General features: G+C 31.1%; 5 protein-coding genes. 2 read left to right on the top strand and 3 right to left on the bottom strand.

What is annotated here, in order from left to right; translation table 11 throughout:
* Positions 1-376: 376 nt before the first annotated feature.
* Positions 377-829 carry a hypothetical protein gene (locus SPD90_RS06685; RefSeq protein WP_320924717.1) on the bottom strand — a complete coding sequence of 151 codons (453 nt, stop codon included), beginning with the start codon at positions 827-829 and terminating at the stop codon, positions 377-379.
* Positions 830-980: 151 nt separating this feature from the next.
* Here SPD90_RS06685 and SPD90_RS06680 point away from each other — a divergent pair, with 151 nt between their 5' ends.
* Entirely contained in the window at positions 981-1,118 is a 138-nt protein-coding gene (locus SPD90_RS06680) for a hypothetical protein (protein WP_320924716.1), read from the top strand.
* A gap of 8 nt (positions 1,119-1,126) precedes the next feature.
* On the opposite strand, the gene SPD90_RS06675 is transcribed toward SPD90_RS06680, so the two are convergent.
* The gene (locus SPD90_RS06675; RefSeq protein WP_320624998.1) at positions 1,127-1,837 is read right to left on the bottom strand and encodes an AzlC family ABC transporter permease; all 711 of its coding nucleotides are present in this window, start codon (positions 1,835-1,837) and stop codon (positions 1,127-1,129) included.
* A 190-nt stretch (positions 1,838-2,027) separates the two neighbouring features.
* On the opposite strand from SPD90_RS06675, the gene SPD90_RS06670 reads away from it, so the two are divergent.
* Complete coding sequence (locus tag SPD90_RS06670) at positions 2,028-3,209, top strand: MFS transporter (protein ID WP_320924715.1); 1,182 nt, start codon at positions 2,028-2,030, stop codon at positions 3,207-3,209.
* Between the two features lie 43 nt (positions 3,210-3,252).
* On the opposite strand, the gene SPD90_RS06665 is transcribed toward SPD90_RS06670, so the two are convergent.
* Positions 3,253-3,435 (bottom strand): hypothetical protein (locus SPD90_RS06665; RefSeq protein ID WP_320924714.1); only part of this gene is annotated, 183 nt, incomplete at its 5' end.

Genomic DNA, 3,435 nt, shown 5'->3' with positions numbered 1-3,435 from the left:
TTTTTTGTTTTCTTATCTTTTGTTAATTTAATTATATATACTTATGGATATATTTTCTATAAGAATATTAACCCAAAATATCATAATATTAACATCATATAAATTTTCTTTTATTTGACTATTTTTTAAAAACATTTTCCCAAAAATGTAACAAACCATTGAAATTACGAGGTTGTATCTTTATTTTTCAAAAATTTCAAACATTTTTAAAAATAATGTCTATTTCAAAAAATATGTTATTATGTTCATATAAAATCGCACATTATTTTCAGAATTTTTCAATTATATCTACATTTATCTGGGCATAAAAAAAGCCTACATAATATATATTTTTCATATTATATAGACCTATTTTCCGATGTATATTAAATTTATATTAAGCTAATTTTTTAAATTCGTATCCGCTTATCTCTTGTTGTGCATTTCTGTTTGATGGTATTCTTATTTCTTTGCTTATAGCTGTTATAACTACTGTTGGTGCTAAAGCTACTATTATAAATGGTAATACTTCTAAAAATGATAGCCCTGCTCCTAATTTTAAAGAAGATGTCATAGATCCGTAGCACACTAAAAATGTCACTATAGAATCTCTCACTACTAATCTTATTTGTCTCATTTTTTCTATTTCACTTTTAGAAAGTGATTTTTTTAATTTTAAATCTTCTTCACTTAAACATCTAACTATTTCATTTAATAAACTAAATAATCCAGCAAATCCTAATGATACAATTAATGTTTGCGATAATGAAACACTCACCATTTTATTTAATGATGAATACACAAAGCTTGATGCAAATAATAGTACGAAATCTCTAACCATTCTCTTCATTTATTTTCCTCCCAAATAATCCAATATTTATTAAAATTTTCACTCATATAAATTTTTTAATCCTTACGACAATATTAATTATATTAACTATAAAATAGATTTTCTACCATTATATTAACAGAAAAATATAACTATATTAACATGATACGCCATGACTGCACTTAAGCTTAGCTATGAAACTATTTGTCGTTATTTAAATATGAAGGATATGGGTCAAATTATAGCTCTTGGATGCTACCAAAGAGAGGATATAGAAAACAGCGAATATCCTAAAATGCGATTGTTATAATTATTTGATTAAATGTCATTTTCCACTTCACCCGCTTCCCCTTTGTCAAATTTATTTCTGAACACAGTCAGTATAATCAATATAACTATCATAGATGGAATTATGAAATTATCTCTGCCAAATACGATTAGGCAAATAAAGCTCGAAATCAATCCGATAAGCGATGGCATATATTGCTTTGACTCGATTAATTGATTTATAAATGTCACGAAAAACAGCGCTGTAAGGATAAAATCAATTCCTGTGACATTGATATTTACAAATCCACCTAATACTCCTCCTACAAACGAGCTAAAAACCCAGTAAAAGAAAACTATACAAGTCACATAAAAATAATATAATTTTTCATCCATATCATCAGATATCTTCGCGCTTATATTTATAGAAAAGGTCTCATCACATAACGCAAAAATCATAATCGGCTTTTTTAACCCTGTGTCCTTGTATTTATCTAGCATAGAAATACTGTAAAAAATATGTCTAGCATTTATCATCACACTCATTATAAAAGCATAAACCGGATTAAATGCAGATACTAAAAGTTCAACCCCTACAAATTGCAGCGCCCCAGCACATACGATAATACTCATAAGTGTACAATATATGTAGTTAAACCCCTTCGCATTCATATAAACACCATAGGCTAAACCTATAAATAAAAATCCTATAAAAATAGGAATCGTGGCAGTTAGTGCCGCCTTGAAAGTTTTTTTCTTCATAGTAATTCCCCTTTAAATATATTTTCCATGATATAAGGTTATCATCTCAAATATTCTAAAACAATATAAAAGTTGTATGACATTCAATTTATATAAGATTTTAATAAATCAAATGAGTTAAATTCATTTGACAGTAATTACCAGCACTTCTAAAATATATTTGTAAATAAATAGAAATGGGGATTTTATCATGGAAAATAATAAATTTTCAAAGAAGGAGGAAATGATATTTCTAATAAGTGTGTCCTTCTTCTGGTTTGCACAATATGTGTATATACCGTATCAAACTATATATCTTACATCTATAAACGTGGGTACATCGTTTATAGGTATAATCGTCGGCGCGTACGGAATATCTCAGATGCTACTTAGATTGCCGGTTGGTCTGAGCGCTGATATAGTCAGAAAGCATAAATACTTCATAATGATCGGCGGGTTGTCATCTGGGATGGCGTCACTTTTTAGAGTTTTGATGCCAAATGGAGTCGGATTCTTGATAGCTAATCTGCTGTCTGGACTTGCATCTGCTATGTGGATTTCATTTATGGTATTTTATACAGGACATTTTTCTAAGGAAGAGCAGCAATCTGCTACAGCTAGAATTGTAATGTTTAATAATATCGGAATGCTGATAGGATTTATCACGAGTACTTTGCTTTATAATTCTATAAATATGAGAGGATTATGCGTCTTAAGTGTTTGCGGTGGTGTGACGACATTTTTATTATCGCTGTCTATAAAGGAGAAGGCTCCAGAAAAAAGCACTCACAAAGCAGGCGAATTAATTTCAGTATTCTCAAATAAGCGACTTCTTCTTTTTTCATTTATAGCGCTTATTCAGCAGGGAGTTCAATTGACTACTTCAATGTCGTTTACCAACCAAGTGCTAGGCGACTTAGGTGCTTCAAATGCGATAATAGGAATTTCTTCTATTATATATATGGTATCTTCGGTGACTTTCTCTGCACTGTCTTCTAAAAATGTGTTTAAGGGCGGACCTAGAGTGTTGATACCTACTGTGCTTGTGATTATCGCGACATACTGCGTGCTAGTGCCTACAGTAGGCAGCATTCCGATTATTATGGCGCTGCAAATACTGCCGGGAACATCGAGTGGAATATTGTTTTCGTGCGCTACCTCTGAGGCCATGAAGGAGGTCAAGCCATTTCAAAAATCAACTGCGATGGGATTTTTCCAAGCGTTTTATGCTATTGGGATGACTACCTTCCCTATGTTGACTGGTAAATTAGCCTCTAGCTATAGTATGAGTTCTGGTTTCTTTGCTTTGGCTGGTATAGCTGTATTGGGGTGTTTGATTGCTGTGACTTTTTATAGAGCTGAGAAAAGCTGTAAAATTGATAAGGCAGTTTAATATTTAAAAAGGACTTGCGGAATTTGCAAGTCCTTTAAATTTTTTAGTCGTGATTTTTCTTATTATTCTTCAATTCAACTAGATATCTAGGTCTGCACTGGCTCTCATTGTAAATAATTATCTCGTCGTTTATAACAAAGCTGTGCGTACTTTTCGAACCGTGGACATGCATACAGTTGTATTTTTCTGAGCGTTTTTTTAATTTTTTATAATTAAATCTACCGTA

Source organism: Intestinibacter sp. (genome assembly GCF_034113885.1).
Taxonomy (GTDB): domain Bacteria; phylum Bacillota; class Clostridia; order Peptostreptococcales; family Peptostreptococcaceae; genus Intestinibacter.
The sequence above is the reverse complement of the archived record's forward strand: the minus strand, read 5'-3'. Positions and strand labels throughout refer to the sequence as shown.

Excerpts from the sequence above, each read along its gene's own strand:
- SPD90_RS06675 (WP_320624998.1), bottom strand. The coding sequence starts at position 1,837 with ATGAAGAAAAAAACTTTCAAGGCGGCACTAACTGCCACGATTCCTATT.
- SPD90_RS06670 (WP_320924715.1), top strand. The coding sequence starts at position 2,028 with ATGGAAAATAATAAATTTTCAAAGAAGGAGGAAATGATATTTCTAATA.
- SPD90_RS06685 (WP_320924717.1), bottom strand. The coding sequence starts at position 829 with ATGAAGAGAATGGTTAGAGATTTCGTACTATTATTTGCATCAAGCTTT.
- SPD90_RS06680 (WP_320924716.1), top strand. The coding sequence starts at position 981 with ATGACTGCACTTAAGCTTAGCTATGAAACTATTTGTCGTTATTTAAAT.